The sequence below is a fragment of the Streptomyces virginiae genome, from assembly GCF_040638905.1.
Classification (GTDB): Bacteria; Actinomycetota; Actinomycetes; order Streptomycetales; family Streptomycetaceae; genus Streptomyces; species Streptomyces virginiae_B.
On the sequence record NZ_JBEZYV010000046.1, the window covers coordinates 24022 to 46810 of the forward strand.

Sequence of the window (22789 nt, forward strand, 5' to 3'; positions counted from 1 at the left end):
TGGCCCGGCTCGGACGTTGCCGTCTTCGGCCTATCGGCCGGCTCGACCGCGGGCATCGTGCGTTCGACGCTCAACGTGCAGCAGGGGTTCAGGGGCGGCCCGGGTCGCCGAGCGCGGGGCGCGTTCGGGCGGCGGGTTTCCGCGCGGTGGGGGCGTCCTGGGGCCGCGTGATCGATGACACAAACGGCCGCGGACCGGTGGCGCAAAGGGTCCTTTTCGCGGTCGCGCCGCCTCAAAACTCCCTCGGTGCCGGGGGGAGCGGCTCGGTAGTGTGAACGCTTCTTCGAGATCAACTCGACCGTTCGACAACACCAGGGGGGCCGGTGCGCAGTCGCCGACTCGTTCTTTCCGCTGCCGTGATCGCGGCAGGCATCGGGTTCGTGCCGGGGGGCACGGCCCAGGCCGCGGGACCGTCCGCCGACGGAGCCCACGGCATCACCTCGTCCAAGGACCTGCTCAAGAGCGCCGCGAACGCGTTCACCTTCAGCAGCCCCGCCGACCGGTCGGTGCAGAAGACCCCGCCGGCCGGCGGGAGCAAGGCCGCGGCCGCTCCGCAGGGGGCGGATGCCGCTGTGGACGGGGACCTCAAGGTCGGCCTCAGTGGCACCGCCAGCAGCGCCCGGACGATCGCCCTGAAGACCGAGATCACCAGCAACCTGGGCACGCCGCTCTCGTTCGTGATCGAGTGGGGCGACGGCACATACGGCGGCGACGTCGCCGACAGCAGCGGCACCGTGACCATGACCTCCCACCACACCTACGCCGAGGTGGGCAGCTACACGGTCAAGGTCACCGTCTACGGCCCCGACGGCGCCGCGGGCATCACGGCGACCAACGAGATGCCGTTCATCACCCCGGGCTCGGAGTTCACCCCGCACAGCCCCACCCGCCTGCTCGACAGCCGGGACGGCACGGGCGCCGGCCAGGCCGCCCAGGTGCCGGCGTGGGGCGAGACGCGGGTGAAGGTTGCCGGGAACCACGGGATCCCGGCCGACGTCGCCGCCGTGGTCCTCAACGTCACCGTCACCAACACCAGGGCCGCCGGTCACGTCCGCGCGTACGCCGACGGCACCGAGCGCCCGACCACGTCGAACGTGAACTACGCGGCCGGTGACTCGGTACCGAACCTGGTCATCGTGCCGGTCGGCAAGAACGGCTACGTGAACCTCTACAACAGCGGCGAACAGGGCGTCGACCTGATCGCCGACGTCACCGGCTACTTCACCCGCACCTCCGCCAACGGCTACACCCCGACGGACCCCACGCGCTTCGTCGACACCCGCGAGGGCCTCGGCACCCCGCAGGGCATGACCCCCGGACAGAGCCAGTTCGGCGTCCAGATCACCGGCACCCGCGGCATCCCCGCCGGCGCCAAGGCCGTGGCGCTCAACGTGACCGTCACCAACCCGCGGGCAGCCGGCCACCTGACCGTCTTCCCCAGCGGCCAGGCCGCACCGAACACGTCCAACCTGAACTTCACCGGCGGCCAGACCATCGCCAACGCAGTCATCGTCCCGGTCGGCCCGGACGGAAAGATCAACGTCCGCAACGGCGGCTGGGACCCGGCCGACGTCATCGTCGACGTCGTCGGCTACTACAGCCCCGACAGCGTGAGCGCCTACATTCCGATCCGCCCCAAGAGGGACCTCGACACCCGCGACGCCGCCCAGTGGCCCTCCGGGCCGCTGAAGCCCTACCGCTACATCTTCTCGACCTACGGCGAGGAGGACCCGACGGCCACCGCCATGGTTTTGAACACCACGGTCACCAACACCGGCGGCGCCGGACACCTCACGGTCTCCCCCGACCCCAACGCCCTCTGGCAGTACGAGAACAAGACGCACACCCCGCCGGTCGCACCGAACTCCTCGACCCTGAACTGGACGGCTGGCAAGACCGTACCGAACCTGGTCCAGGCGAGCACCGGCGCCCACGGCATCGTCGACTTCTTCAACCGCAGCGGCAACAACACCGACCTCATCATCGACATCTTCGGCATCTACGACCGGCACTGAGCAGTCCCGGCACCCCATGCCACGACGATCCGACGGCCACGGCCGCCGCCGTCGGATCTTGGCGAAGGCCTGCCGGGGCACAGGTGGCTGGCCTAGCCTGGGCGTGACGCGTGGGCCCTCAACTTGCGTGTCACAGGCGCCGCCAGAGGCTTCACCCCTCTGGCGGCGCGCGCCCCCGACCGGAGCGGTACCGCGCCCGGCCGGGCCGGGGTGGAGGAGCCGGGGCAAGCCGAGCTCCTCACCCCGGGCGCCCCGGCGCCTTCCCGAAGAACGACGGCACCCCGCCCCCGGCCTGAACGCACGGCCGGGCAACGGGGTCCCAGTACGGGTCATCCGAGCCAGATGATGTCCAGGACAGACATGCGCCGGGTGAGGCGGTTGACGGTGTAGACGACGGCCAGCTGCCCCACTGACGCGGCGCGGACGTCCTCACCCTCCGGGTCTCCGGTATTCCACTGGGGCCAGCCCCACGGGGAGCGGACCGCGATGTCCAGGACGTCACGGACCATCTCCTGGGCGGGCGCTGGGAGCCCGGTGAGGGTCTTCGCGGCCCGCGGGGACAGGCGCACCGCCCACGGTTGTTCTTCCGTCACGGGCGGCCGCCGAGGACGTCGTCGAGGTCGATGAAGTCGGAGTCGTCCTGGCCTGAGTCCATGAACGCATCCACGGCCGGGGCCGCGGCGACCCGGAGCTGCCAGGTGCGTACGACCTCGTGCAGGGGGGTGAGGCTGAAGGTGTGGCGGGCGTCGTCCAGGGCCTTGGCCCAGTCCCGTTCGAACGCCGGCACCCATGTCTCCGCGCGGCGGTCCGCGCGCAACTGCGCACGGAGTTCGGCCGCAGCCCCGGGAGAGGGCGCATACGGGGTGACAGGTGTGTGGTCGGGCTGGGCGCTCATCGACGGTTCCTCCCGGCGGCGGTTCGTACCGCAACGGTACGCGCGCCGGGAGAGCGTGGATGCCTGCATGGTCAGATCTCTCCCTGCCGGGTGAGGGTGCGGGCGAGAGCGCGGGCGTGCTGGCGCAGTGCCTCGTCCTGCGTGTTCCAGGTGGCGGCCACATGGTGGAGGAGGTGGGCCGTGGCGCGGTCGGTGTCGCTCGGGTCGCCGGTCAGGAGCCGGTCGGCGGTGGCCGCGAGGTCCGCGGCCGGGACAGCGGCCGTGTGGTCGTGGTCGGGGCCGTCGGGGCTGGTGCCGAGGACCAGGAGGTGGCGGAGGCCGCTGCGGGTCTGGACGGTGATGGTGTCCTCGCGCGGGACGTCGGGCCTGGCGACGTAGAAGTCGGGGTGGTTGAGGATCGCCGCGGCAACCGCTTCGCTCGGGACCCGGGTGGGGAGGATGTCGTCGCCGGTGGGCCCTCAGCGACGACCGCAGGCGCCTGGCCGCCAGCGCCTACATCTGGACCCTCGTCACCGAAGGCGAGCCCGACTTCGCACCCTGCCCGCCGCACATCGCCCCCGACCCCGAACGACGCGCCGTCTGGACCCGGGAGCGACACAACGTCTTCCACTGGCTCCGCACAACCGACCACCAGGTCCCACTCCTGCAGAGGCTGCAGGTCCCGGCGCATCCGTGCCTGGTCGGCGATGACGTAGGCGTCCTTCGCGTCGGTCTTGCCGTCTCCGCGGTAGCCGCGGGAGGCATGGTGGACGGTGCGGCCAGGAATGTAGAGGAGCCGCTGGCCATGGCTGGTCAGGAGAGCGATCAGCAGGGCGCCCCCGCCGGCGTTCAGGTCGACGGCCCAGGTCACCGGGCTGTCCTCGGCCAGGGCGAGGACGTCGCCTATCAGCTCCAGGAGCTCGGGCTCGTTGTTGGGCACCCGGCGCGAGAGCACCTTCGTCCCGTTCGTGTCGATCACCGTGCAGTGGTGCGCGGCCTTGCCAGCATCCGTCCCCGCCCAGAGCTGGGGCACCCGAGCCTCCCTCGTCGATCGGTTGACTGGTCCCTGCAGACGACCACGCCGACGTGTCCTTACGAAGCGATCTTGGTTCGCTCATCCCAATGAGTGGCCGTGTCGTCGCGGGGCACTGGGCGGCCAATCAGTCAAAGCCACAACCACGGCATGAGCGCTCTAAAGCCACACCCAGGCCCCTGGGTCTCCTGATCGTACGAAGGACCGGAATCAACCCGCCAACAAGGTAAGGAGCGCTTCAGTTAGCCGGTCGAGTGCCAGGCTCGTGCGAACCTGGCACGATTCACGTCATCGCCTTGGGGCGGTCAACGTCCAGCCGAGGCGAGAAGGAACTTTGATCTCTGACTACCAGCGGCGTCTGCGAGAGCAGTTTCTGTCCGTCCCTGTCGTTGCGCCGCCTGTCCCGTGGCACCCGGTCCCGAACGGGCTCATCCCTATCGGTGGCCTGCTCGGCATCGGCTTCGCTCTCGCTCCCGACGATGGCCGCGACCTAGTGCTGTGACCGGGAAGGTTCGCCGGGTTGTTCCTGGTGCTGGTTGGAAATGAGTTCTCCAAGCAGCGTGGGGAGGCGGGATGGCGAAACCGGTCCGGGTTCGCGGACTGACGGAGCAGGAGGGCCAGAAACTCCAGCACATCGTCCGGCGGGGCAGCACGAGTTCGGTGCGGTTCCGGCGGGCGATGATGCTGCTGGCTTCAGCCGGCGGCAGCACGGTCCCGGTCATAGCCCGCCTGGTCCAGGCGGACGAGGACACCGTCCGTGACGTGATCCACAAGTTCAACGAGATCGGGCTCGCATGCCTGAACCCTCGGTGGGCGGGAGGCCGTCCCCGCCTTCTCGTCGTGACGACGAGGACTTCGTCGTCCAGACGGCCACTACTCGTCCGACCGTGCTGGGCAAGCCCTTCACCCGCTGGTCGATCCGAAAACTCGCCGATCACCTGCGCAGGAACACTGCCCGGCCCGTCCGGATCGGCCGGGAGGCACTGCGGTGCTTAGAGATCGTCTCGATTGGTGATCCATCAACGCTCCGTCACGCTGGAACGGGCTGTCGGTGGACAATTCGCGTGCACCGGTTGATCAGGGTGGGGAACACTGTGCTGATGAGCTCTGCAGCCTCCCAGACAGCGCAGGAACGGGCCCTTCGGCATGTCGCGGAACTGGCGTCGGGCCCTCCGATGGACCCGGCATTGCGGGTGACCCTCAACTTCCACCCTGACCGTCTGCTGCACGGCCAGCCGATCCTGGACGCTATGGCCGAGGGCGGCGTCTACCACTCGCAGTTCGTCACGGGGACCAGCAACGGCGGCCTGACCGCGCATCCAGGCGGCGACCGGTGGCGCTGGGAGAGCCGGATCTTCGACGGGGCGTACGACGAAGCGACCGCTCATGAGCGGCCCGTCTACGGGGCGTTGAACTTCCGCCGCAAGCCGGTTGGAGGTGCCCCGCGGTTCGGCTCTGCCCACTTCCGGCTGACGGCCCAGACGCTGACGCGGAGCACGTTCTGCTACCCGGACAGTTTCCTCGAACCGTCGGATTTTGGTGTCGCGGCCCGCATGGGGCTTATCGAGCTTGCTTGCGCCGATCGTCAGGACGAGCTTGACGACTACATCGAGGCGCAGGTGCACGCGTCGGTTCAGCTGCGATGCGATGTGGAGGCGCTGGTGCTGGACCCCTGTTACCGAGGCACGACGGTCGAGGATGCGGCTCTGCGTCTTGGCTGCCCGGTGGAGTGGCATCCCGGCTTCCGACTCAGGGTTGAGGAACTTCGATGTCACCCCGACTACCGCGGTCAGGAGTATGTCGACTTGGGCACGCAGATCGCGGTCGACGGCGTGCTCGATCCTCGGATCGTCGGAGACGCTGCACGCGCCGGCCTCTGTGACCTCCAGGCGGTCAAGAAGGTGTGGCACTACCTGGCGCGATTCGGGTCTCCCTGCAAGGTCACGGACACCTCGGTGGCTCCGGCACCGATGGAGGGGGCTGTACTCGATGGCCTTCGTTGAGGGGCTGGTGCCAGAGGGACTGTGGGATTTGTTCCGGGCTGTGAGACCGCAGGTCCCCACGAGGCCGCAAGGCGGAGGCCGTCGACGGGTCGACGATCGTGCTGTGCTCGCCGCGATCATCTTTGTCGCCACGTCAGGGTGCACCTGGCGGCAGCTGCCGCCTGTCTTCGGTGCCTCATGGCAGACGGTCCACCGGCGGTTCTCCGAGTGGACCGCGGCGCGCGTGTGGGCGAAGCTCCACCGCCTGGTGCTGGACGAGCTCGGCGCCCGCGGGGAGCTGGACTGGTCGAGGTGCGCGATCGACTCCGTGAACATGCGAGCCCTCAAAGGGGGGAGCTGACAGGCCCGAATCCTGTTGATCGCGGCAAGAAAGGCTCGAAGATCCACTTGATCACAGAACGGACGGGTCTGCCCCTCTCCATCGGCATCTCCGCCGCCAACACCCACGACAGCCAGGGTCTCGAACCCCTCGTCCGAGGCATACCACCCATCCGCTCCCGCCGTGGACCGCGTCGCCGCCGTCCGGCCAAACTCCACGGAGACAAGGGCTACGACTACGACCACCTGCGGAAATGGCTCCGTTCTCGGAACATCACGCCGCGCATCGCGCGCAGGGGCATCGAATCCTCCCAGCGTCTCGGCCGTCACCGCTGGACCGTGGAGCGGACGGTGGCCTGGCTGTCCGGGTGCCGTCGTCTTCACCGCCGCTACGAACGCAAGGCCGAGCACTTCCTCGCCTTCGCCGGCATCGCCGCCACCCTCATCTGCTACCGGAGATTGACCAACTGAGACGATCTCTGAGGAGGATCAGCACACCGCTGTGGCGCTGCGCGCCCGCGGCCGGGCCGCGCACCGGGGACGGGCGGCCGCTCTCGGCGCCCCCCACCCCTCTGCCATGCGGGGCCGCCCCGACCTCCAGGCCGTTCTCGCCGCCGACTTCGAGAAGGCCGGCGGGACGCTGCGCGACTTCGCCCGCCACGTCCCGCCCGGCGGGGACCCGATCCCCCTCGCGACCGCCTGGCGCATCTCCCGCCGTCTCGCCCTGCCCGCCACCGCCGGACAGCTCGAGACGTGGATGGCGGTCTGCCGCATCCACCCGCGGATCCGGCAGGTCTACCGGGACACCTACGCGCGCGTCACCGCCGACCGGATCCACCGCCCTGTCCCCACCCGCCCCCGCAGACACCAGGGGCACTCGGTCAGCCGCACCGACAAGTGGTTGCACCTCCTTGCGCCGACGGGGTGGAGGGAACCGAAGATGCTGGCTTCCCAGCTGCCGCAGCTGATCCATGACTTCCAGGCCCTCGCCCAGGCGACCCGCACCGGGATCGATGTGAAGATCGCCAACTGGCCCAACGGGGGGCCCGTGCACCTGAGTCTCTGTCGCGAGCCCGGCATCGACTGTAGGTTCCGAATAGAGATGTCGTTGTCCAAGTGATTTGTCATCAACTTGTCGTCCGACTCGTCCAGCTGAGTCTCTACTACGGCCTGGCCCGTGATCACGTGACGGGGTCTTGGAGCCAGATGCGGATCGAGGCGACACCAACGGTGCCCTTGCAGATGAGCTCGCGTTTGTCACCCCGCTCTAGGGGAGGCGGGCCAGCAAGTGGGCGTCGAGGAAGCCCCGCTCGGAGGCCGGGTCGTGGATCAACCGGGCGACCGTGACGAGCCCAGCCCCGGCCAGCAATTCGGCGAACTGGTCCACCGGCCAGCTATAGGCAGGCGTCACCTTGTGGTCGAAGCGGACCGGCTCTGGTCCGTCGGTCGCGAAGAATGAGACCAGGAGCAGGCCCCCAGGCGCCAGGACACGTACCTGCTCGGCAAGCAGCGCGGGCAGTTCCCCGGGCGGGGTATGGATCATTGAGTAGTGGGCCAGCACGCCGCCGAGCGCGCCGTCCTCGACCGGCAGAGCCTCCATCCGCGCCTCGTCGAACCGCAGTGCCGGATGGGCCTGCCGAGCGTGGTCGATCATGGCCGGAGAGAGGTCGAGCCCGAAGGCGTCCAGTCCCAAGTCGTGCAGCATGGCCGTCAGATGTCCAGGTCCGCACCCGACGTCGGCTGCCCTCGGGATTCCCGTCCCGCGCACCAGCTCGGCGAAGGTGCCGATCATGTTCCGCGCGAACGGCTGCGTCTCCAGACGATTGGCAAACATCGACGCATACAGCTCGACGACTCCGTCGTAGGCCGCCCTGGTTTGTTCCTGGTGCCCCACCATAGGAAGGAAGCTAACACCCGCGCACCTTCGCAGCTTCTCCGGCCCCGCGCCGTCCCTCGCCCCGGCACCAGCGTCACACTGACAGTCCGCGGTCCAGCCTTTCGTTTGGTTTGTCCGCTTTTCCGCTCACGTTAGCGCTGGTGGTGGCCAGTGTCCTGGTGTCGACAACATCGGGCACGAAGGGGCGACCATGGGGACTGGTGCAGGCGACGCGGACGCGACAGATTGTCGGACGGTCCGGGTCACGTATCGGCGGGCCAACGGACGGCTGGTCGAGGCCCCGCTCGACCGGATTCCGGTGGACGAGGTCGCCGGCGGACTCCCCGTACGCGAGTTCCGTTGGTACCGGGGCCGGAAACACTATTCGGGCTGGTACCACGCCTCAACGACGGGCCGAATGGTGGCCTACGAGAGCCGGTTGGAGCTCGCCCGCATCCTGATCGCCGACTTCGCCGGTGATATCGCGCAGATCGCGGCCCAGCCCTTCCAACTGGTCGGCTCGGACGGTACGCGCGTCCGCCGCCATGTTCCCGATCTGTTCCTTGTCCACGCCGACGGTCTGGTGACCGTCGTGGACGTCAAAGCCCCCTCACGCATGAAGGATCCCAAGGTGATCGCACAGTTCGACTGGACACGCCAGGTGTGTTCGCGCCGCAGCTGGGTCTATGAGACCTGGTCGGGGGCCGAGCCTGCCGTCGTGGAGAACGTGCGCTTCCTGGCCGGCTACAGGCGCCGCGACCTGGTGGAGACCTCGCTCATCGCGCATGTGATGGAGGTCACCGCGGACCAGTCGACGATCGGCGGTGTCGAGGCCGCGCTGGCCGGACGCCACTCGTGCGAGATCGTCCGTCCGGTCGTCCTGCACCTGGTCTGGTCCGGCCAACTCGTCACCGACCTGCGTGCTCCGCTGAGCCGTGCGAGCCGCATCCGGGTGGCGGCATGAATGCGACTGGGAAGCCGACGAGGTCCTGGCCGATGTCCGTGACTATGTGGTCGAGCATCTCGGCGCTCCTGAAGCGGTCCTGATCGTGGACGACACCGGCTTCCTGAAGAAGGGTGTCCGGTCCGCCGGCGTCCAGCGCCAGTACTCCGGAACGGCGGGCCGGACTGAGAACTGCCAGGTCGGTGTCTTCCTCGCCTATGCCGGTGCTCATGGCCGCACTTTGATCGACCGCAGGCTGTATCTGCCCACGTCATGGACCGATGACCGGGAACGGTGCCGGGCCGCGGGCATCGAGGACACGGTCGCCTTCGAGACGAAGGTGGTGATGGCCAAGGCGATGGTCCGCCGGGCGATCGAGGAGAAGATTCCGTTCCGCTGGGTGACCGCGGACGCCGCCTACGGCTTTTCCAAGGGCTGGAGGACCGAGCTCGAGCGGGCCGATGTCTTCCATGTCATGGCCACCACGCGGCATGACACCGTCGTCTCCCGCTGGGCGATGGACCACCCGGTCCACGACCTGTTTCCCGGCCTTGCGAGGCAGAAGTGGAAGCGCCGTTCCTGCGGCAACGGCGCCCACGGGCCACGCGTCTACGACTGGGCCAGGGTCGAGGTCCGGCCCCTGGCACCGCGAGGACCGCCGGCACTGGGTAATCGCTCGCCGCAGCGTCAGCCGGCCGCAGGAGATCTCCTATTACATCGCCTACTGCCCGGCCGAGACCACCCTCGACGAACTGATCCGCGTCGCGGGCAGCCGGTGGGCGGTCGAGGAATGCTTCCAGACCGCCAAGCAGGAATGCGGCCTGGACGACTACCAGGTCCGCCGATATCCCGGCTGGCACCGCCACATCACCCTCGCCATGGCCGCCCACGCCTGCCTCACCGTCCTGAGGGCCCGCGAGGCCGACACGGGGAAAGCAGAAACGGATCCTCCCAGTTCATACCCCTCACCCTCCCCGAAATCCGACGCCTGATCACCCGCCTCACCCACCGCCGACCACCACCCGTCCAGCACGTCCTGCACTGGTCATACTGGCGCCGCAGACGACAGTTCCAGGCCCGCACCAGCCACTACAAACGACGCGGCCACACACCACCAGAAGCTGCCAACCAGTCAACCCAAAGACCGTTGCAGTACTAGTGCGGCAGGGCCTGGCCATCACGAGAAGGAGGATCCCATGACCTGTCGTGTCTGTCGCCACGCCATCCTCGGTGACGAGGTTGTCGCCTACATCCACCAGCAGGTCGCAGCCGCGCCGCCGCCTGACGCCGCACTGATCGAGGCCCTGAGACCGATCCTCACCAACCCCGCCTTCCCCGGAAGGGGCCCAATGTGCACCGGTCCGAACGGTCGGGGATGCCTTAAACCGCAGGTGACTGATTCCCAATGATTCGTGTCAAACCCAGTGAGCCGTAAGGTGCGGCCCATGGAATCGTTGATCGCTGCCGTCCGCGAGCAGGACGAAGCTGCCCGTTTTCTCGCTTGGCCGGGTGACTTCGACCTGGACCGAGGCGACCATGTCGAACTAGTCCACCTCGCCTCGGGCGCCGCGCTCGAAGGTTTCGCCGGCGACGGCGCCGGGGGCACGTACTTCTTCTGCGGTGAAGGTGGCGAGGACCGTCCCATCCTCTATGCCGACTCCGAGGGAGGTGCGGCTCTGGTTGCGATCGGCCTTCCCGAGCTCCTGCGGCTGCTGCTGGTCGCCCCTTGGTGGCGCGACTGCCAAGCTTTCACGGACGAGGAGAGTCGCGAGCTCGCGGCCGAGTACCTGGAGGACATGCCGGATCTCGTGGCCAGGAGAGACCGTGCCGCGGCAGCCTTGGGCCTCGACCTGCCGGCCCAGGCTGAGGTCTTGGCCCGCTTGCGGAGGTAGCTGTTCGGATGGGTGAGAACTTCGTCCTCGTCTTCACGCCGGAGGGCCACCCCTACGAGCGTCTCATCAGGAATTGAGAGACATCGCGGCAGCAAGCACGCCCCGTTCCAGGCAACAGGGATCAGCCCACGGCGAGACCGCACTGAGGTGGTAGGACGTCGAAGGTTCGCTGGTCGCGGATGGGAGCCCACATGACGTCGAGGCGTCGGCGGGCGAGGGCGAGGATCGCCTGTTTGTGGCTCTTGCCCTCGGCTCGCTTGCGATCGTAGAAGCCCTTGGACGTGGGGCAGAAGCGGGCGGCGATCTGGGCGGAGAGGTAGAAGACGCGTAGGAGTCGGCGGTGGTAGCGGTGTGGCCGTCGCATATTGCCGCTGATGCGACCGGAGTCCCGTGGGACCGGTGCGAGACCGGCGACGCCGGCGAGCCGGCCCGCGCTGCCGAAGGCGTCCATGTCTCCGCCGGTGCAGGCGATGAACTCCGCCCCCAGCAACGGGCCCATGCCGGGCATGCCAACACGGTAACGACGCCCTCTAGGCAAGTTCGAACCGCCACGGGATGCGCGCCCGGCCCGGTCCGTATCCACACCGGAGATCGTCTACCAGGAGCTTCTCAATGATCCGGATGGACGGCATGGACGCCGGTGCCTTCGTACAGCTCGGGTTCCAGGGTGAGCAGGTAGCGGCCGGCGGGGAAGTCTGCCGAGGGGCGCGCGGCATGAATGGCGTGGACGGCTGCCCAGGGGTGCCCGGCGCGCAGGAGCTCGGTGGCGGCCAGGGCGGCGGTGGTGTCGAAGGGCTCGATCTCGATGAACCGCAGGCCGTTGATGTAGGCGAGCAGGCCGGGCCGCTCGGTGTCGCCGGCGGTCAGACAGAGCACGGGCGCGTAAAGCATGCCCAGGCCGCCGGAGGCTTGGACGTAGAACGCGGCCACGGCCTCGTTGTACGGGTCCTTGGGATCGTGGAGGGCGGCGGCGGTCGTGTGATCCAGAACGACGGCGATCGGCCCCACTACGCGGCCGCCGAGTCCTGGCGGGCGCCGAGGCGCTCCAGAAGCCCGCGGGCCTTCGCCTCGGCCTCCTCGCTCGGGACGGTACCCAGCACGGAGGCGAGCTCGGCGCGCGCCTGCTCGGCGCGCTCCGCATACTCGGCCTGAGTCGGCCGGCCCTCGGCGAGCTCCTCGACGAGCTGCCGGATCGTGGTGCCCTGCTCGGTGGCCAACGCGGCCAGCCGGTCACGGGTCGCCGCACTCACCTTGATGCTCGTCTCATCTGCCATACCTCGACTCTACTCCCAGTAGAGGACCGGTGCGGAGGGTTTGGCGCCGATCGTGCCGGCCACCGTTGACAAGGCCGCCATGGTTTCCGCTGGTACCGGGTGGAGGGGGCGGTGGAGGTTGGGGCGGCGAAGTCACAGGCCCCCGCGGCGGTACTCCTTGCGCGGCCTCCCTGGCTTTCACCGGACCGTCGGCCGCAGTCGCGGGCGCCTGATCGATCTCGGCTGGCTTGGGTACCGGCACCGCGCCGGGCGGCAGGATCCGCAAGGAGCGCACGACGGTGCGCCCCACCGCCGGCTCCGCGCTTGTCGCGGACTGGCGCGGCCACCCGGCAGGGCGCCAAGCAGCGTCGCGCGGAACACCAGTTAGCTGGCCATGAATCCATGGGGGTATTTGGTGGACGCGTTCGGCACGGGCGCGCTTTGAGCCAGGGGGGCTGATTGTCGAATGTGAGGAACCATCTTTTAGCCAAGTCGATCAAGGCCACACACGCACACCTTTGAAGAATTGACCGAAAAATGTAATGCGCAAGTGAGGAATAGCATGATATGAGCCGTACGGCCACGCCGGCTACACAGCGTTACACCTTGAGGTCGGGCTCGAATCGGAGGCCACTCTGCCATTTCCTTGCATGTAGCACCGTGTCACGGGAAACCTTTCGTCCGGCGTGTTCGAGTCAGTCTGCTATCTCCTTATCCCTTGGACTGGATTGGCGATGCATGTAAATATTCGTAACGCCTCTCGAAAGAGAGGTGAGAGAAATCGAGGAGTGGTTCGGCGTGTGGCGATTGGCTTTGGAGCGGTTTAAGTGCGGCAGGTGTGCGGCATCTGGGATGCTTGCCGCTTCGGCATAACACGCTCTTGCTGCAGAAGTCGGCCCATTTTCAAGCCTTCCTGCCCGCCCGCTCGGCCCGAGTCGAATTCTGCTCGCTTGCTCCGTTCCATCGCCTCACAGTCAATTACGGAATGCGCTACCGGCCGGTAAGGGTCGGTAGCAGAAGAAATGGAGAGAGAATGAAGAAGTTAGTTACTGGGGTCGGCTTGGCGCTGGGCGGCGCCGCGCTCGTGGTGGTTACTCAGGGATCGGCGCAAGCCTCGGAAACGCCGGCGCCGGTGGCCCGTGCTGCGGCAGTGCAGGCTGAAAATCCGGACAACGCCCCGCAGAGGTTCGCCGGTCTGGGCAAGCTTGCCGGTAAGGCTGCGAAGGCCGCCGGCCGCGCTGCAGACAGGGCCACCGTGCACGGCAAGGCTGCAGCGGAGCTGGCCAGCGACGCCGCACTAGAGTCCGCCGGAAGCCTCAGCAACTTCTTCGGGGTCGCCCCCGGCAGCACGCTGCCCGACGGCTCCTCCGTGGAGACGGTTTTCGACAAGTGAGGGAACACTCTGTAGCCAGGAGGGCGGCGCTGCTTGTAGGCGTCGCCCTCCTGGGCCTTCATTTCCTTGCCGCGGCCTTTTCTCAGATGCCGTTGACTCCGATGAAGTTCCGCTACTACCACTATGCCGCCAGCTATTTGGAACCATATTTCGCTCAAAACTGGATGCTCTTCGCCCCGGACCCACTGTCCGACAACCGAGGCATCCTGGCCCGGGCTGCATGCCTGGACGGATCGACCACCGATTTCTATGACGTGACCACGCAATACGTGGAGAAGGCGCAGCAGAGCAGATTCTTCCCCTCACGCATGTCGCGACTGGTGACCGGCAGTGTGCAGCAGGTGAACGGCGGCGACCCGGTTCTGGCGCGGCTGCGGGAATCTCATAAGGATGAGACGAGGAAGGAACTTCCGCTCACGCCCTACGAAAAGACCTCACGGGAGGAGGCCGTCCGATTCCTGTCACGCTATTCCTTGACGCAGATGCCCGCGGTCTGCAGCGGAACGCCTGCGAAGGTACAGATCCGCCTCTATGTCCAGCAGTTACCACCCTGGTCGAAGCGGCACGACCCCGAGGCTGAGGACAAGGTTGACGTCCAGGACATGGAGTGGGTGGAGGTAAGAACCCTGTGAAAAAGCTGATCCCTCTTCTGGACAAGGCTGGTAGCCATCCCTATGCCGTGCTCGGGGTGAGCGGTACCCGCCTCTTGCTGGGGTTCGTCGGCTTCATGTTCTACGCGAGCCAGTACGGCGACCGAAGGTACCTCTTCGGGCCCGACAGCGTGCTCCCGTGGGGAGAATTCGTCACCAAGGTCCACGACAACGGCACCTTCAGCCTGTACACGCTCAGCAGCTCCGACCTGTGGTTCGAGGTCGTCTTCCACGTCGGGATGCTGGCCGCTCTCGCGGTGACCTGCGGTGTGGGCGGCAGGATCTCACTGGCCGTCCACTGGGCACTCCTGTGGTCGATCTACCAGCGCCAGCCCGTCCTCCTCGACGGCGGCGACAACCTGGCCTACGTCGTGCTCCCCATGCTCCTGCTGACCCGCTGCTACGACCGGTTCGCTTTCCCCACCGGCGTTGCCCGCCGTGTCGCGCAGCGCATCCCCAGCGTGCTGCGGTCACTGTCGGTACCCGTACACAATCTGGGCATCCTCGCTGTCGCCACCCAGATGTGCCTGGTGTACGTCGTCAGCGGCCTCTACAAGGTGCAGGGAAAGATGTGGCAGGACGGCACCGCCCTCTTCTACATCCTGAGAGTCTCCGAGTTCAGCCTTCCCGGCGTCTCCGACCTGGTCTACAACAACGACATCCTGGTCTTCCTCGGGACGTACTCCACGACCATATTCCTGGTCTACTTCCCCCTTGGGATCCTCGTCCCCCGGCTCCGCCCGTGGGCAGCGGTGGCCTCCATCGGTTTTCACCTGGCCATCGGCGTGCTGATGGGACTCACCAGTTTCGCCCTGACCATGATGGCGTGCGACCTCATCTTCCTGAGCGGGGCACTCGGCACCGCCCTCCAGCGGTGCTCCCAGGCGGCGCGCCGCCTGCGATCCTCCCGCCGGCCTTCCCACGAACAGTCCGGCACGGAACCACATCCGGCAGCCGGTGCCGACCGTAATGTCCCCGAGCCCGCAGCCGCCACCCCGTCCGCCACGTGACACCTGCGAGTCGCACGCCAGTCCCAACGCCGAACCGACAGCTCACGAATAGAAGGCACTCATGAGCTCAACAGCCCACCCTCAGCCCGTCCTGGCCTTCGATGGAGACTGCGGCTTCTGCCAAGCCGTCATCAACCAGATATCCGCCCGGGGCCAACCGACCCTGCGCGCCGTCCCCTGGCAGTTCCTCCCCGAAACCGCCACCCAACCGCATCGGGCCCGCCTGGATCACGAAGTCCTCCTGCTCCACCACGACCAAGTGATCGCCAGTGGGGCACAGGCCCTGGCCGAGTACCTCCGCCACTCCCCCAGCCGCCGCTGCCAACTGGCCGGGGCAGCCATCCAGGTCCCCCTCCTGCGCAACGCCGCACGACACATCTACCGTTGGGTGTCCCGCCACCGGCATCGCATGCCCGCCGGAACCCCGGCTTGCGCCGTTCCGCCCGCCCGCCCCTGAAAGGACCCGCGCCCTTGTTACGGACACGCACACCCACATGTGTCCTCACCAGCGCCGCCGCGCCCCGCACCACACATGGCCACCACCCGGACCGTTACGTCCAGATCGGTTCACTCACCAAGGTCCTCACCGGCACCGCCTTCGTCCGCATGGCCTCAGCCGGCCTGCTGGACACCGCCGACCCGGTGGAACGCTGGCTCCCAGCACCCCACGGGACCGGCATCACCCTGCAGCATCTGGCCGAGCACACCTCCGGACTCCCCCGGCAGCCTCCCGGGCTGCCGGGCAAAGACCCCTACCGCAGCTTCGACACCGCCGCCCTGCACCAACTACTGGGCACCTGCGACCAGATCACCGCCGCGCCCGCCGGTACGACCGAGGAATACTCCAACCTCGGATACGCCGCTCTCGGCGCAGCCCTGTCCGCCGCGGCCCAGCAGCCCTACGAACAACTCATCCACGACCACGTCCTCACGCCCCTGGGCATCCACGAAATCACCGCCCACCCCCCGGCGGAACGCTGCCTGCACCCGACGGGACTCTTCGGGCGCAGACGGCCCGAATGGACCCTGGACGGGGCCATCCTCCCCTCCGGCGGTCTCTGGGCGACCCCCCGCGCCACTGCCGACCTGCTCAAGGGCCTGCTCGTCGACCGGAAACTAGGGGATCCCGCACCCGCCTGGAAGACCACCGGCATAGTCACCTGGCACAACGGCGCGACCGGAACCTCCTCCACCTTCGCCGGCGCGCTACCCAACGGCGCCTGGGTCCTGATCCACCGAATCGGCGGAACCTCCAGCGACACCGACCGCATGGGCATCGAACTCCTCAGAGACCTACACGATGCTTGACACGTCCCGGTCCGCTACCAGCATGAAACTCAGGGGCGGTCATCCCTCGCACCCGTGAGCCCGACCCATTGACTGCTGAGCTGCTGTCCTTCACAGCCCCAACAGGTCGGGCCATCCCTTGCAGGCCATGGTGTCCGGCGCTCGCCTGACCTTCGGAGAGCTGGCCGAGTGCTCCGGCCTCTCCGTAGACCAGGTGGCGGCTCTGGCTACCGAGCTGGTATCCAAGGACGCGGCCTCCGTCTCCCACCCGAGGTAGGCCAGTCATGTTCGACGCCCCCGCCCCTGCCACCGTGGATCGGATGCTGGCCGCCCAGCAGTACGCCGCCGACCAGTTCGGCCTGCGAGCGACCGGCCGCCGGGTGTGGGGGTATGGGGGCCGCACCCTGTCGGGCGCTGCCGGCCCGCACTGGCTTCGCGTGGTCTGCGCCGAGGCCGGCACCGAGGGCGGCAAACTGTGGAACGGTCCATCCACCTCCCGCGCCCTACCCGCGTCGGTGCCGCGCCCCGACCTGTTCCGCATCCGGGACTGGACCACCGAGGGCTACGCCTACCGGGCCGAGCTGTACGCCTTCGCCCCCGACCCGATCGTCTCCCCGCGCCCCGTCCTCGACGAGGACCCGGGCCTGCCCGAGACGTGGTGGAAGGAGATGACGGCCGCCCTGTACGCCCTCGCCGACGTCCCGCCGCCGACGGACCGCGAGGCCGTACGCGAGGAGTACCTGCGCCGCGTCATCCCCGAGTTCACCGGCCACCAGGTCGAGGACGTCGCCTGGACCACCGCCCACGGCGACCTCCACTACCGCAACGTCACCCGCGGCCCGCACATCCTGGACTGGGAAGGCTGGTTGCGACACGAGGTCGCACAACATGAGCGGATCACGGGAAAGGAGGGTGGGCGTATGCCTGCTCCGTGATCTCGGGCTAGTACTCAATGCCCGTCCCCGCCCTGACGTGCGCTGGGAGCAATCCCAGGGTTCGAAGCTCAGGGAACATGCGAACCGCGCCCCGATCCATCCGGGGAGCGGAGGAGGGGAAGGCCGGGTGGGTGAACAGCAGTGAACCCTCGATGATGCCTCGTTACCCAGAGACCTCGGATGGATGGAAGTAATTCCGGGGTGCAGGGTCTACGCCGTGGAGGAGCGGCAGGCGGCGACCAGGGACCAACTACTGGTCGTGTGAGTACCGCTGACCTCGGGGTACAGAGGGCACCCGACCCCGGTCGCATCTCATGTGTGCGAAACGTGGAAACCCCGTCCGGGTCCGTCGCCGAAGGTTGGCGGCGGTAGGCCGACCGCAAGGGGATCTGAACTCCCGGGCGGGAACAGGATGTCCAAGAAGCGAATGCCGACAGCCGAAAGGAGTCGGGAAACTGCGGCAATGTGGTCGGCTCCTCCGCCGGCCGCCGTGGATAACCGGTCGGATACCGGGCCTGGTGCCCGGACGCGAAAGCGGGCTGACGTGGACAGGTGAGCCTTTGATGATTTTGTGTCATGGCACTGGAACCGAGGGACAAGTTAGGCACCTATGGTGAACGGACCTGAGGGTAATGAGATCGACTAGGACGCCGTAAATTGGCGTGCCTGCGAGCTCAAAGTACAGCGACTGCGGCAGAGGATTTTCAAGGCGACTCAGGAGCAGGACTGGGCGCAAGTCCGGAACCTGCAAAAGTTGATGCTGCGCAGTCGGTCGAACACGTTGTTGAGTGTGCGGCAGGCGACGCAGCGCAATGCTGGCCGCGTCACGGCTGGGGTGGATGGGGTGGTCGCTCTGACCTCCGAGGATCGGGCCAAGGTCGCGGTGCAGGTGCACCGGGGCCGGGGTACCTGGAAACCCTTGCCGGTGAAGCGGGTGTATATCCCCAAGGCCAACGGAAAGCAGCGCCCACTGGGAATTCCGGTCATTGTCGACCGGTGCCATCAAGGCCGGGTACGCAATGCGCTGGAGCCCGAGTGGGAGGCCAGGTTCGAGCACCGTTCCTACGGTTTTCGACCGGGCCGAGGCTGCCAGGACGCAATCGAGATGCTCTTCAACACGCTCCGCAAGGGCTCAACGCGGGTGTGGATCTTGGATGCGGACCTGTCAGCGGCGTTTGACAAGATCGATCACGACCGGCTGCTCTCCGCACTCGGGATGTTCCCGGGCCGGAAACAGATCGGGCAGTGGTTGAGGGCCGGGGTGTTCGAGCCCGGCAAGGGGTTCTCCCCGACCAAGGAGGGCACCTCACAAGGGGGCGTGATCAGCCCTCTGCTGTTGAACGTCGCACTGAACGGCCTGGAGAAGGCGGCCGGAGTCCGGCTCGAAACTGCCCCGTCCCTTACGGGAAAGACGCGCCCAGATTCCCCGGTACTGGTCAGATACGCCGATGACTTCGTCGTCTGCTGCTTTACCGAGCAGCAGGTGCACGAGGTCAAGGCACAGCTTGCCGAGTGGCTGAAGCCGAGGGGCCTGGCCTTCAACGAGGAGAAGACCCGAGTGGTCCACCTTGAAGACGGCTTCGACTTCCTGGGCTTCAATCTCCGCCGCTATCCGGTGGGCAAGCTGCTGATCAAGCCGAGCAAGGCCGCCGTCAAGCGGCAACGGGAACGGCTCTCGGAAGTGATGCACGGTTTGCGCGGATCGAACGAGAAGGCGGTCATCGCCAAGCTCAACCCCATCATCCGGGGCTGGGCCGCCTATTACCGAGGGGTGGTGGCTGCCGAGGTCTTCAAGGACATCGACATCCACATGTGGAAGCTGACCTACAAGTGGGCCTGCTACCGGCACCCCAAGAAGTCGAAGCACTGGATCTCCGGGCGGTACTTCGGCAAGTACAACAAGTTCAGAAACGACTACTGGGTCTTCGGTGACCGCGACAGCGGCACCTTCCTGGTCAAGTCGTCATGGACGCCGATCGTCCGACACACCCTGGTCAGGGGCGAGGCGTCACCAGACGACCCCGCCCTGACGGAGTACTGGGTCAAGCGGCGTCGCAGGATCAAGCCCGCGCTCGACAGTTACAACCTCCGCTTGCTCGACCGGCAGGAGGGGCGCTGCCCGATGTGCGGGGAAAACGTCCTGATTCCTCACCAGCCACCGCAATCCCCGTTCGAATGGGAGCGTTGGTGGCAAGTGATCGCCCGCAAGGCGATCTCTGTCGATTACCTTCGGCACACAGGGAGAATGACGTCGCGGGGCGATCAAACCCGCTTGGTACACGCCGAATGCGCACGGCGACACGCCGCTCGCATCCGACACAGCACCATCCGATGAGCGCCCTCGTGGCTTGCTTGAGCCGTGTGCATCGACGAGGTGCACGCACGGTTCTGAGGGGACCCCGGCGCAGCAATGCGCCGGGGTTACCCGGCGGCCGCGCTCCGTACGGCTACGACGCTGCCACCCTGTACCTGTACGCGCTGCTGATCCCCGAGACAGCGGCCCGCATCCGCAATGAGCTCGCCCCCGTCCTGGACCGGCCCGAGGCCCGCACCGGCCTGCTGACCGTGTGCGCCCAGGTCCTCCAGGCCCAGGACCGCATCGACTTCTACGCCGAGATCGCCAACCCCGTACGTGAGCACCTGGCCCGTCTGTAGCCGCGGCCTTCGGGGGTCCCGGCCACCGCCTTAGTGTCTGATTGATGTCCCGTCTCATTCGATCTTTGCCGGTGGCATAGCCCCTGAACTGGGCTGATGCAACGGCGAGTGGGACCGGATGGCCTCGCTGGTCTCACATCTCGTTGTCGCTCAGACGGGTTAGCCGCTGAGCGTCTCAGGTTCGGTTGCCGCTGATCTGTGTCCGCGCACGGATGCTGGTCGTCGCCTCGGTCGGTCTGGATCGTCGCCAGGCAGTGCTGTCGGAGACTCGGGTTAGGGTGAGCGGCCCGCCGTACTCAAGGAGTCTGAATCATGTCTGTTCATCCCGATGTAGAAGCCTTGCTGCGGATTGTTCCCGCAGAACATCGGGGCGAGGAACGTATCGACTGGCGTGCCGCGGAAGCCGCATTGGGCACGAGGTTGCCGAGCGACTACATGTCGTTCATGGACACATATGGTGTGGGCGACATCGCGGAGTTGGTCATCCTCCCGCCACTGTCCATCGACGTCCCCAATTTGAGCGACTGCCACATCGGAAGCATGAGCGAGGGGCTCCGCTGGGTGTGGGAGGAGGAGGGCGGTGTCCCGGGCGTTTCTGCTTGCCCGGAGGCTGTCCTGCCATGGGGGACCGGCTGCAACGCCAACGAGATGGCTTGGTTGATGACCGACGCAGACCCGAACAAATGGCCTGTCGTGGCATGGCGTCGCCAGGTTTCCTATGGAGAGTCCCGGTGGGCGATCTTCGACTGCGGCATGGTCAAGTTCCTCACACGCATGATGCTTGCGGAGTTCGACGAATGCCCGCTCGGCGACGCATCACTCTGGGGACGCCCTGGAGCGTTCGTGAGCTGGCGCGAGCAACGCCGCCGACTCGTCGCTGGGCTGGACCCCTTGACCGGGAAGCCGGACCCCTATGCCGAGATGTTCCCGATCTTCGATGAGTGACTTCAGGTCTTGCCTCGCCATCGCAGATCAGCTGGAGCCGGACGACTGGGACGGGGCCCCAACTGGGAGACCTTGAACCTCTTGGCCAGGACTGCGACGCGGGCGCCGTCGGCGTGCTGCTGGATGAGGTCCTGGATCTGGTGGTAGCCGCCGTTCCGCCCCTGACGCCGACTGAGCTCAGTGGCTGTTACTCCACCGATCTTGATGGTCGGGAGTTCGAGGCCGCCGAGTCGGTCGGGTGATCTCCTGGTCTCGCTGAGTATGGCTGCGGGACCTCCAGTCGTCGGTGTCGCCCACCCGGGCGAGCCGAGTGCCGGCGGCGGCCGGTAGGGTCTCGCGCCATGACCGACTGGACCGGGGTGCGTGATCGGGTTCTGGCTCTGGCCGCAGTGCCGGGCAGCAACGAGGTGTTCGGGGCAAGGGCGCACGGCTTTGCGCTCGATGCGCCTCTAGCCGCCGCCGAGGTGGCTGCCCTAGAGGCGTGGCTGGATGCTGATCTGCCCGAGGACTATCGCTCATTCCTACTGCATGTCGGAGCTGGCGGGGCCGGTCCGGCGTACGGCATTCTCCCGGTGCGGCGGGAGGGTTCTGCAGGCTGGCACTGGGTCGGAGAGCTCCTTGAGCAGGTCGAGCCGGGCATACTCACCGAGCTGTTTCCGGGAGGGGCGGATCCGGCGGCAACGGTCGCGGTCCTGGCTGAGCGACCGTTCCAGGAGGACTTCGACGACCTCGCCGATCTCGACGAGGCCTTTGAGTCGTGGGAGGAGCGCCTGGGCGAGGTGCAGTACGATCCGCGCCGGACAGCTGGGGCACTCGGCCTGTGTGATGAGGGCTGCGGGATGATGGTCTGGCTGGTCGTCACCGGATCGGAACGCGGTCGAATGTGGCGTGACGATCGCTGCAACGGAACGGATCTCCATCCAATGCGCGACACCGACGGCTCCCCATTGGACTTCGCCAGTTGGTACCTCGGGTGGCTCGCAGCAGCCGAGGCTGCCTGCGGCCTGGACCTTCCACCGACACCACCACCGTCATCGGCGCCCACAACGCCGCCGCCCTCCCCAGCCAACTACGATCAGGGCCTGCTCCACGACCCTTACCGGCCCAAGGCCACCACCGACCAGCCCCTCGACGTCACCACGTTAAAACCATAGCGGCTGTGAGGGAGGCCCCAGTGTCGGTCGTTGCCGCCGGGTTGAACTTGCCGAAGCGATATGCGCCGCCCGTGGAGCGGGCGGCGAGGCCCTGATCGCCGCCGCCCCTGGGCGAGTAGTAGATAGAAGGCCATCTACGACGCGGTCGCCGGAACGAACGGCGTACCCGGACAAACGGTCCAGTACAGCGTCTACCTTTCCTACACCGACGATCTCGCGGACTCCGTTCCCAGGTGGATCCAACTAGGCCGTGTATCGAAAGTGGATCAAGGTGATGGGGTGACCGTCGTTCGGGGCTAGGCTCACCGGTCTGGTGTCGATCTGAGGAGACGGACGAGTTGGCTGCTGTGGTGCTTGTTCACGGCCTGTATCACCGTTCCGAGCACTTTGCGGTGTTGGCGGAGCGGTTGCGGACCGACGGAACCGAGGTTGTTGTGCCTGAGCTCCACCGCGGCTCGTTGGCTGCTGACACCGCTGCCGTCCAGGCCGTCATCGACGCGTTGCCCGAGCCCCCGCTCGTCCTCGGCCACTCCTACGGAGGGTCGGTGATCAC

Annotated in this window: 21 protein-coding genes and 5 pseudogenes; 19 read left to right on the plus strand and 7 right to left on the minus strand. The window is 67.2% G+C overall.

Translation table 11 applies throughout. The features are described 5' to 3' along the window. The first annotated feature begins 356 nt into the window (after positions 1-356). Positions 357-2015 carry a hypothetical protein gene (locus AB0F82_RS34995; protein WP_362634986.1) on the plus strand — a complete coding sequence of 553 codons (1659 nt, stop codon included), beginning with the start codon at positions 357-359 and terminating at the stop codon, positions 2013-2015. Between the two features lie 329 nt (positions 2016-2344). On the opposite strand, the gene AB0F82_RS35000 is transcribed toward AB0F82_RS34995, so the two are convergent. The 3 genes and pseudogenes from AB0F82_RS35000 to AB0F82_RS35010 all read right to left on the minus strand — a co-directional run. Next, a complete protein-coding gene (locus AB0F82_RS35000) occupies positions 2345-2608 on the minus strand; it encodes a hypothetical protein (RefSeq protein WP_362634988.1) in 264 nt (87 codons plus the stop codon). Then, positions 2605-2910, minus strand: a complete 306-nt coding sequence (locus AB0F82_RS35005; protein WP_362634990.1) for a DUF6247 family protein — start codon at positions 2908-2910, stop codon at positions 2605-2607. Before AB0F82_RS35005 ends, AB0F82_RS35000 begins: the two co-directional genes overlap by 4 nt. A 634-nt stretch (positions 2911-3544) precedes the next feature. Continuing rightward, positions 3545-3922 (minus strand): annotated as a pseudogene (locus tag AB0F82_RS35010) (IS110 family transposase); the annotation flags it as partial. A 573-nt stretch (positions 3923-4495) separates the two neighbouring features. Here AB0F82_RS35010 and AB0F82_RS35015 point away from each other — a divergent pair. The 4 genes and pseudogenes from AB0F82_RS35015 to AB0F82_RS35030 form a co-directional block, all read left to right on the plus strand. After that, positions 4496-4917: pseudogene (locus tag AB0F82_RS35015) on the plus strand (helix-turn-helix domain-containing protein); the annotation flags it as partial. A 105-nt stretch (positions 4918-5022) separates the two neighbouring features. After that, positions 5023-5925, plus strand: a complete 903-nt coding sequence (locus AB0F82_RS35020) for a DUF3626 domain-containing protein (protein WP_362635039.1) — start codon at positions 5023-5025, stop codon at positions 5923-5925. Continuing rightward, a protein-coding gene (locus tag AB0F82_RS35025; protein ID WP_362634993.1) for an IS5 family transposase occupies positions 5912-6714 on the plus strand; the annotation gives its coding sequence in 2 pieces (ribosomal slippage) (positions 5912-6253 and positions 6256-6714; 801 coding nt in all). The genes AB0F82_RS35020 and AB0F82_RS35025 overlap by 14 nt, the downstream gene beginning before the upstream one ends. A gap of 31 nt (positions 6715-6745) precedes the next feature. Continuing rightward, positions 6746-7363 carry a hypothetical protein gene (locus AB0F82_RS35030; RefSeq protein ID WP_362634996.1) on the plus strand — a complete coding sequence of 206 codons (618 nt, stop codon included), beginning with the start codon at positions 6746-6748 and terminating at the stop codon, positions 7361-7363. A 147-nt stretch (positions 7364-7510) separates the two neighbouring features. Here the strand turns inward: AB0F82_RS35030 and AB0F82_RS35035 are convergent, their stop codons facing one another. After that, on the minus strand, positions 7511-8140 hold the full coding sequence (locus AB0F82_RS35035; RefSeq protein WP_362634998.1) for a class I SAM-dependent methyltransferase: 630 nt from the start codon (positions 8138-8140) through the stop codon (positions 7511-7513). A gap of 190 nt (positions 8141-8330) precedes the next feature. Here AB0F82_RS35035 and AB0F82_RS35040 point away from each other — a divergent pair, with 190 nt between their 5' ends. The 3 genes and pseudogenes from AB0F82_RS35040 (at position 8331) to AB0F82_RS35050 (ending at position 10954) form a co-directional block, all read left to right on the plus strand. Then, positions 8331-9083, plus strand: coding sequence for a TnsA-like heteromeric transposase endonuclease subunit (locus tag AB0F82_RS35040; protein ID WP_362635001.1), 753 nt, complete (start codon positions 8331-8333; stop codon positions 9081-9083). Positions 9084-9087: 4 nt separating this feature from the next. Continuing rightward, positions 9088-10054, plus strand: a pseudogene (locus tag AB0F82_RS35045) (IS701 family transposase); the annotation flags it as partial. Between the two features lie 453 nt (positions 10055-10507). Beyond that, positions 10508-10954 (plus strand): hypothetical protein, encoded by a 447-nt coding sequence (locus AB0F82_RS35050; protein ID WP_362635003.1) that lies wholly within the window; start codon positions 10508-10510, stop codon positions 10952-10954. Positions 10955-11075: 121 nt separating this feature from the next. Here the strand turns inward: AB0F82_RS35050 and AB0F82_RS35055 are convergent. The 3 genes and pseudogenes from AB0F82_RS35055 to AB0F82_RS35065 all read right to left on the minus strand — a co-directional run. Beyond that, positions 11076-11486: pseudogene (locus AB0F82_RS35055) on the minus strand (transposase); the annotation flags it as partial. Positions 11487-11563: 77 nt separating this feature from the next. Further along, a complete protein-coding gene (locus tag AB0F82_RS35060) occupies positions 11564-11962 on the minus strand; it encodes a hypothetical protein (RefSeq protein WP_362635006.1) in 399 nt (132 codons plus the stop codon). After that, positions 11962-12228, minus strand: coding sequence for a hypothetical protein (locus AB0F82_RS35065; protein ID WP_362635008.1), 267 nt, complete (start codon positions 12226-12228; stop codon positions 11962-11964). Before AB0F82_RS35065 ends, AB0F82_RS35060 begins: the two co-directional genes overlap by 1 nt. Before the next feature lie 859 nt (positions 12229-13087). Between AB0F82_RS35065 and AB0F82_RS35070 the strand changes: the two genes are divergently transcribed. From AB0F82_RS35070 to AB0F82_RS35120, 11 genes and pseudogenes are all read left to right on the plus strand, one after another. Beyond that, on the plus strand, positions 13088-13600 hold the full coding sequence (locus AB0F82_RS35070) for a hypothetical protein (protein WP_362635010.1): 513 nt from the start codon (positions 13088-13090) through the stop codon (positions 13598-13600). Between the two features lie 101 nt (positions 13601-13701). Further along, positions 13702-14232, plus strand: a complete 531-nt coding sequence (locus AB0F82_RS35075; protein WP_362635011.1) for a DUF5819 family protein — start codon at positions 13702-13704, stop codon at positions 14230-14232. A gap of 56 nt (positions 14233-14288) precedes the next feature. Continuing rightward, on the plus strand, positions 14289-15260 hold the full coding sequence (locus AB0F82_RS35080) for an HTTM domain-containing protein (RefSeq protein WP_362635012.1): 972 nt from the start codon (positions 14289-14291) through the stop codon (positions 15258-15260). Positions 15261-15321: 61 nt separating this feature from the next. Next, positions 15322-15717 carry a thiol-disulfide oxidoreductase DCC family protein gene (locus tag AB0F82_RS35085; protein ID WP_362635015.1) on the plus strand — a complete coding sequence of 132 codons (396 nt, stop codon included), beginning with the start codon at positions 15322-15324 and terminating at the stop codon, positions 15715-15717. A gap of 14 nt (positions 15718-15731) precedes the next feature. Continuing rightward, positions 15732-16568: a serine hydrolase domain-containing protein gene (locus AB0F82_RS35090; protein ID WP_362635017.1), complete on the plus strand. Its 837-nt coding sequence runs from the start codon at positions 15732-15734 to the stop codon at positions 16566-16568. A 263-nt stretch (positions 16569-16831) separates the two neighbouring features. Next, on the plus strand, positions 16832-17482 hold the full coding sequence (locus tag AB0F82_RS35095) for a hypothetical protein (protein WP_362635020.1): 651 nt from the start codon (positions 16832-16834) through the stop codon (positions 17480-17482). A gap of 661 nt (positions 17483-18143) precedes the next feature. After that, positions 18144-19817 (plus strand): annotated as a pseudogene (gene ltrA, locus AB0F82_RS35100) (group II intron reverse transcriptase/maturase); the annotation flags it as partial. 26 nt (positions 19818-19843) lie between these two features. Further along, a complete protein-coding gene (locus tag AB0F82_RS35105; protein ID WP_362635022.1) occupies positions 19844-20137 on the plus strand; it encodes a hypothetical protein in 294 nt (97 codons plus the stop codon). A gap of 312 nt (positions 20138-20449) precedes the next feature. Beyond that, positions 20450-21082, plus strand: a complete 633-nt coding sequence (locus tag AB0F82_RS35110) for an SMI1/KNR4 family protein (protein ID WP_362635024.1) — start codon at positions 20450-20452, stop codon at positions 21080-21082. A 341-nt stretch (positions 21083-21423) separates the two neighbouring features. Beyond that, the gene (locus tag AB0F82_RS35115; protein ID WP_362635027.1) at positions 21424-22236 is read left to right on the plus strand and encodes an SMI1/KNR4 family protein; all 813 of its coding nucleotides are present in this window, start codon (positions 21424-21426) and stop codon (positions 22234-22236) included. A 338-nt stretch (positions 22237-22574) separates the two neighbouring features. Beyond that, the coding region (locus AB0F82_RS35120) for an alpha/beta fold hydrolase (protein WP_362635029.1) at positions 22575-22789 on the plus strand (215 nt) is incomplete at its 3' end.

Bases quoted from the DNA above. Each gene is read 5' to 3' on its own strand.
- AB0F82_RS35005 (WP_362634990.1), bottom strand. From the start codon at position 2,910: ATGAGCGCCCAGCCCGACCACACACCTGTCACCCCGTATGCGCCCTCT.
- AB0F82_RS35020 (WP_362635039.1), top strand. From the start codon at position 5,023: ATGAGCTCTGCAGCCTCCCAGACAGCGCAGGAACGGGCCCTTCGGCAT.
- AB0F82_RS35075 (WP_362635011.1), top strand. From the start codon at position 13,702: ATGAAGTTCCGCTACTACCACTATGCCGCCAGCTATTTGGAACCATAT.
- AB0F82_RS35040 (WP_362635001.1), top strand. From the start codon at position 8,331: ATGGGGACTGGTGCAGGCGACGCGGACGCGACAGATTGTCGGACGGTC.
- AB0F82_RS35035 (WP_362634998.1), bottom strand. From the start codon at position 8,140: ATGGTGGGGCACCAGGAACAAACCAGGGCGGCCTACGACGGAGTCGTC.
- AB0F82_RS35085 (WP_362635015.1), top strand. From the start codon at position 15,322: ATGAGCTCAACAGCCCACCCTCAGCCCGTCCTGGCCTTCGATGGAGAC.
- AB0F82_RS35115 (WP_362635027.1), top strand. From the start codon at position 21,424: ATGACCGACTGGACCGGGGTGCGTGATCGGGTTCTGGCTCTGGCCGCA.
- AB0F82_RS35095 (WP_362635020.1), top strand. From the start codon at position 16,832: ATGTTCGACGCCCCCGCCCCTGCCACCGTGGATCGGATGCTGGCCGCC.
- AB0F82_RS35110 (WP_362635024.1), top strand. From the start codon at position 20,450: ATGTCTGTTCATCCCGATGTAGAAGCCTTGCTGCGGATTGTTCCCGCA.
- AB0F82_RS35050 (WP_362635003.1), top strand. From the start codon at position 10,508: ATGGAATCGTTGATCGCTGCCGTCCGCGAGCAGGACGAAGCTGCCCGT.
- AB0F82_RS35065 (WP_362635008.1), bottom strand. From the start codon at position 12,228: ATGGCAGATGAGACGAGCATCAAGGTGAGTGCGGCGACCCGTGACCGG.